We start from the raw sequence: 5,751 nt of genomic DNA, 5'->3' as shown, positions 1-5,751 counted from the left end.
CGTGTAGGCCAGGTTCTCGTCGATCGCATCGGCGGCGGTGCCCTCATCGCCGGTGAACAAGGTGTGGATCTCCTTGTCCAGGTTCTGGGTCAGGGTTTGATGCAGCATGGGGCTATTGGCCCCCACCGCTGACGCCACGCTGATGATGACGGCGACCTTGGCAGCCTTGATCATGGTGGCCATCGCACTCTCACGCGACTGCCCGGTAGCGATGCGGTAGCCCAGGATCAAGATCCATAGCGTGGTCACCGTCAGCGCAATGGTGCTGACCCACTTCATGGCCCGCCCCATCAGCTCCATGCCGCCCATTCCAGGCCTGGAACAGGGATCAAGGTAGGCTGGGGCAGTGACGGCTTGCATACGCATCATGCGATCTGCGGCAAGGGCAACAGCCCTCAGAGTACACGCGCAGGCGAGGGCGGGGCCATCTCCTGGGATCGCTGTGTGTCCAAAGCCTGGGACTGGCGCAAACTTTCTTGCACGGGTAGCACCTCGGCTGCCAGATCGACTTTGGCCCTGAAGCCCGGCGTGTTGCCGACGATCCAGGCAGTGCCGTCTTGTACGGTCACGCTACGCAGCTGGTTGACGTCGACGATACCCGCGCGTTTGGCCTCGACGGTGGCATGCATGGCCACCGCATCAGATGTGCCCTGCGGCAGTTTGCTGTGGATGGAGCGGTACAGCGGATCGTTCGACGTGGCCGTCGCACCCGGCTCAGCCCTACGCTCGGCAGCATCGCCCAAGGGAAGCTTCCAGCCGGGCGTGACATAAACCGGCGTGTCCTCACGCTGCATGCGCTGCTGGGTCTCCTTCCAGCGCTCTGTTGCCATCTCTTTCGCACCGGCACCGGGTGCAAGCGTACCGCGCAACTGATTGATGCCATCGGCCACGTTCATGGACTGCACGTGGCGTGTTGCCAGGGTCAGGCCACCCCGCAGCAGTGCCACATCGTCGCGGTACTTGTCGATCATCGGCGCGTACTGCTGCGCCAGCTGCTGTGATTTGGGGTCTTCCAGCACCGAGCGATCCGGCTTGCCGTCGCCATCGACGGGGAGGAAGTTATGCATCTTATGCGAGTCGCTGAGCGGTTTGGCGACCGCCGGATTGCGGTCATCGAACAGGCTGCGGTCATTGGCGTAACCGGCCTTCTGCAAGGCAGCGACTTCGTGTGGCGTGGCGTAGAGCTTGACCTGACCATAATGCTTGCTGGCAGCGCTGACCGCATCGCCGGCCATCACATGATTGATCACATCCGAGCCACCCTCGGGAATACGGCGGTCCAGGCTGACCGCACCATAGGCGTTGAAGGTCTCGCCCTTGAGGCCAAAGTGATGTGCCGTGACCTGCGCCAGGTCGCCGCCGAGCGAGTGGCCGGTGACAGTGACGTCGGGCTCATGCCCATCACGCTTGCCTTGGCGCTCAGCTATCTGCATTGCATGTCGGGTGAATTCAATTGCATCGGCGGCTTGGTCGTTGTGACGAGCTGTCACCATGCCGCCATCGGCGAAGACGACATCCTCTTTTAGCTGCCGTTCGGGCTCTGTGCCGCGATGGGCGACGACAATTTCGCCTGTATCTACCCGCTGATAGATAATGCCTTGATAGCCAGAAGGAGTATCAATGTATTCGAGACGCTTATAGGGCACGCCGCCGATATTTGCAGTTCGACTATTCTCGCCAATTTCATCTGGCTTTTTATAAACGTCGTTTGCCAGCTCAGCATATTGTTGTGCAGTCAGAGTCATGGTGCGTCCTTTCTGGCAATCAGAGTCACTTTGAACAACTGTTTGCGTAAATCTTCCTTGAATTGACTTGGGTCTGAATGGCCTGAGTCGGGATAGTTGCTCATTTCATCTTTGGGATACCCTCCTAACCAAAAATAGGTCACGGACGGAGTGCCACTCAACAACTTATCTTTGTATAGGCCCGGCTGAAACCTTGTTTCTTCGTGTTTGCCGGTAGCCTTTAAGGAAACATCTACGCTAGTGAGTTCCCATCGACAGACGCCCTTGGCGTAGTAGTCAGCATCAACCATGCCATCGGCATAGATCGTCGCCACGTAAGTGGATGCATCGCGCTTCTCAAAGCGGATAGGGATGCCATCTTCGTCCGACTTGCTCCACACACCGGCAATGGGCTCGATTGGGGTGCATTGCTTGTGGTTGGTCATCTGGTAGAACGCCGTGCCCGAGATCCAGTCAAACGGCCCTGGCGCATCCTCAATCGTCAAAGTGATGCGATACGCCTGCTTCGGATGGGGGTTCTTTTGGTAGACCGGATCACTGGCCGTCGCGTCAGTTTTTGAGGATGGGATAGCCATGGGTTTGCATCCTGCAAGAAAGAACAGTGCAATGACGATAACGAAACAGCCGACAGTCTTAAGGGTCATGGTCGGGATTCTGCTGCCGGTGCGAGTGGATGCTATCAGTTCTGATTAGGCGTTGCGCAAATGTGATGACGCACATTTGCAGGATAAGCGAAGATTCAAGGCCCAATTTTTCGATCAGTATCCGCAGGTGAGCCGGCTATGCCTTGGAAAGCGGTAAAGCCAAGGATGCATCAGTCACCAGTTAGCATGCAGTACGCAGGTTGGACTCCTTGGGCTACCGTGCGGAAAGTCAATGGGCAGATTCATTCAAATATCTGAAGTGAGGCTGCATTGAAGCACTATAGATTGCTGGCCGTAAACGCAACAATGGCCATGTCGACGGGGGCTAGCAATCCTTGTTCACGCCTAACCTGTAAAAGGTGAAGGGGGCGTTATTGTAGTAGGAGATCATTTGGTTGTGACCTCAAGCTGGTGTCTGTGCGGAAGAGTTGAAGCTGATTGCCGAAACTACAGTGCCTTCAGGAGTCTAGGCGTTGTCTCGAGATATCCTTCTTTATAGGGCGGGATACTTAATAAGATTTGAATATTGGCTCGGAGCATGCTGAATATATTACCCGGCACTCTTCGCCCCTATTTTTTTCATGACAAGTTCTTAGCGCGTCAGTGTTGGCAATATCTTTCGTTGGGGCGCCAGCATAGGACATTGTCCCGGAAACGGAGTAATCCCCACGGTGAGGCTCTGCTACAGCTGTGCACTGGTTGTTATATGTAAAGTTTATTTTGCATTCTTTCGCGCTTAGTGATTCGCATTTTTCAAGCGCATCTCTTTGGGCATCCGCTTTCTTGATTTTGTTCTTTGAGACGCCCAATCTGTTGCTGCCGTCACTTGCGATTGCGCCCCAAGTTTTAAGCCATTCACCTGTGGGTCGAGGCTGTTGGGTGGCGCCATTTTGCGGAATCGGTGCACATGCAGCCACTCCTTGGCCTCCAATTGGGTACTGTCCAGGTGGACATCCCTGCTCCGCATGAACACCGGCGGTGCAGGCTGCCAGTGCAAGGATTAGTAGTTTATTTTTCATTTTCCACCAGGTTGCTTCGTCGCAAAGCTGCTTTGAAAATCAAGTCTGACTTCGAGAGTTTTGTGCTGCCAAACCGCGGGCGCCCGAAGCAATGCTTTCACTCGAGTCGCTGCCTGCGATAGTAGGCCTGCTTGGCACGCCTACATTGCTACTGGCATTAGTATTTGATCTATCTTCGTTAGGCGCTGTCCGCTGCGGCATATACGACCCAGCCGGCTGGCCCTGGGGGCCTGGGGATGCGGTATTGTTAAACGCGGTGTAGGACAGGAACGTGCCCATACTGCCCTGCCAGAGCGCGGCGGCGATGGTGGGGATGGTGATGATGAGCATGGGCATGATCAGACCGATGCCGCCTTGCTGCAGGCTTGGCTGGAGAGGCCTTCGGTATTCAGAGAGATGAACTTCATTACCCAGTAGGCGCCAGCGACCTTGGCGGTGAACTTGAGCACCATGGCGGTGACCACGGACAGCATGGCCATCGAGAACAGCGTGCCGATGATGTAGAACAGCCACTTTTTGAACAGGTCCTTGGTCTGGTCGAAGATCAGCGCCAGGATGAAAATCGGCCCTATGCCGATCAAGAAGGCCATGGTGAACTTGAACAGCAGCAGCATTGCACCGGCCGCCATCGGCGGGCTGGCGGTGCCGGAGCCGGCCAGCAGCACGGCGCGCCCCTTTTTCTCCAGCATTTCCGGCTGGCTAGACTCCACCCGCACCGCATCCAGCGCAATCTGGGTATAGGCCAGGTTCTCGTCGATCGCATCGGCGGAGCTGCCCTCCTCGTCGGTGAACAACTCGTGGATTTCCTTGTCCAGGTTTTGGGTCATGGTCTGGTGCAGCATGGCGCCATTGGCACCCAGGGCTGACGCCAAGCTGATGATGACGGCGACCTTGGCTGCCTTGATCATGGTGGCCATCGCACTCTCACGCGACTGCCCGGTGGCGATGCGGTAGCCCAGGATCAGCACCCACAGCGTGGTCACCGTTAGCGCGATGGTGCTGACCCACTTCATGGCCCGCCCCATCAGCTCCATGCCGCCCGTCTCGGGTCTGGCACAGGGATCAAAGCTCGGATAGACAGTCATTGCTTGCATACGCATCGCGCTATCTGCGGCAAGAACAATAGCCCTCAGAGTACACGCGCAGGCGAGGGCTGAGCCATCTCCTGCGATCGCTGACTGTCTAGCGCCTGGGACTGACGCAAACTGTCCTGCACGGGTGGCACCTCAGCTGCCAGATCGACCTTGGCCCGGAAGCCCGGCGTATTGCCAACGATCCAGGCATTGCCGTCTTGCACGGTCACGCTGCGCAGCTGGTTGACGTCGACGATGCCAGCGCGTTTGGCCTCGACGGTGGCATGCATGGCCACCGCATCAGATGTGCCCTGCGGCAGTTTGCTATGGATGGAGCGGTACAGTGGATCATTGGACATGGCGGCCGCGCCCGGATCTACGCAGCGCTCAGGGGTATTGCCCAGGGGCAGCTTCCAGCTAGGTGTCACATAGACCGGCGTGTCCTCACGCTGCATGCGCTGCTGCGTCTCCTTCCAACGCTCGGCCGCCATCTCCGCCGCACCTGCACCGGGTGCAAGCGTACCGCGCAACTGATTGATGCCATCTGCCACGTTCATGGACTGGATGGTGCGCGATGCGATGGTCAAGTGACCACGCATCAGCGCTACATCGTCGCGATACTTGTCGACCATCGGCGCGTATTGCTGCGCCAACTGCTGCGATTTGGGGTCTTCCAGTACCGAGCGATCCGGCTTGCCGTCGCCATCGACGGGTAGGAAGTTATGCATCTTATGTGAGTCGCTGAGTTGGACAGCAGCGAGGGGATTGCGTGCATCCAGCAGGCTGCGGGTGTTGTCGTAGCCGGCTTCCTTGAGGGTGGCGATTTCCTGCGGCGAGGCGTAGATCTTGACCTGCCCATAATGCTTGCTGGCAGCACTGACCGCATCGCCGGCCATTACATGATTGATGACATCGGTGCCGCCTTCGGGAATGCGCCGATCCAGGCTGAGCGCGCCATAGGCGTTGAAGGTCTCGCCTTTGAGGCCAAAGTGATGTGCCGTAACCTGTGCCAGGTCGCCGCCGAGTGAGTGGCCGGTAACGGTGACTTCGGGCGTCTTTCCGCCCTTGCCTAACTCGTGCGCATAATTCAATGCATATTTGGTCAACTCAATCGCTTCGGCGGCTTGATTGTTGTGGCGCGATGCCACCATGCCGCCGTCAGTGTAGACGCCATCTTCCTTTAGGGAAGGTCTGAATAACGATGCCTGAGAGGGCAGAATGTCCGCATCGTTCCGGAGAATCGCGTTTGGATCTTCGGAGTTTCGCCATT

Annotated in this window: 4 protein-coding genes and 2 pseudogenes; all 6 read right to left on the bottom strand. The window is 57.4% G+C overall.

Annotated features, from left to right (window positions below; all coding sequences use genetic code 11):
- Positions 1 to 303 (bottom strand): annotated as a pseudogene (locus tag XdyCFBP7245_RS22920) (type IV secretion system protein); the annotation flags it as partial.
- Between the two features lie 92 nt (positions 304 to 395).
- Positions 396 to 1,745, bottom strand: coding sequence for a Tle-like phospholipase domain-containing protein (locus tag XdyCFBP7245_RS22915; protein ID WP_104617655.1), 1,350 nt, complete (start codon positions 1,743 to 1,745; stop codon positions 396 to 398).
- Positions 1,742 to 2,389, bottom strand: coding sequence for a hypothetical protein (locus XdyCFBP7245_RS22910; RefSeq protein WP_104617654.1), 648 nt, complete (start codon positions 2,387 to 2,389; stop codon positions 1,742 to 1,744). Before XdyCFBP7245_RS22910 ends, XdyCFBP7245_RS22915 begins: the two co-directional genes overlap by 4 nt.
- Positions 2,390 to 2,898: 509 nt before the next feature.
- Complete coding sequence (locus tag XdyCFBP7245_RS22905) at positions 2,899 to 3,408, bottom strand: DUF4189 domain-containing protein (RefSeq protein WP_104617653.1); 510 nt, start codon at positions 3,406 to 3,408, stop codon at positions 2,899 to 2,901.
- A gap of 39 nt (positions 3,409 to 3,447) precedes the next feature.
- A pseudogene (locus XdyCFBP7245_RS22900) lies at positions 3,448 to 4,445 on the bottom strand (TrbL/VirB6 family protein); the annotation flags it as partial.
- A gap of 92 nt (positions 4,446 to 4,537) precedes the next feature.
- Positions 4,538 to 5,751: Tle-like phospholipase domain-containing protein (locus tag XdyCFBP7245_RS22895; protein WP_146091724.1), on the bottom strand; the 1,214-nt coding region annotated here is incomplete at its 5' end.

The sequence above is a fragment of the Xanthomonas dyei genome (assembly GCF_002939865.1).
In the GTDB taxonomy this organism is placed as follows: Bacteria; Pseudomonadota; Gammaproteobacteria; order Xanthomonadales; family Xanthomonadaceae; genus Xanthomonas; species Xanthomonas dyei.
The sequence above is the reverse complement of the archived record's forward strand: the minus strand, read 5'-3'. Positions and strand labels throughout refer to the sequence as shown.

Coding starts and splice junctions, on each gene's coding strand:
- XdyCFBP7245_RS22905 (WP_104617653.1), bottom strand. CDS start 3,408: ATGAAAAATAAACTACTAATCCTTGCACTGGCAGCCTGCACCGCCGGT.
- XdyCFBP7245_RS22915 (WP_104617655.1), bottom strand. CDS start 1,745: ATGACTCTGACTGCACAACAATATGCTGAGCTGGCAAACGACGTTTAT.
- XdyCFBP7245_RS22910 (WP_104617654.1), bottom strand. CDS start 2,389: ATGACCCTTAAGACTGTCGGCTGTTTCGTTATCGTCATTGCACTGTTC.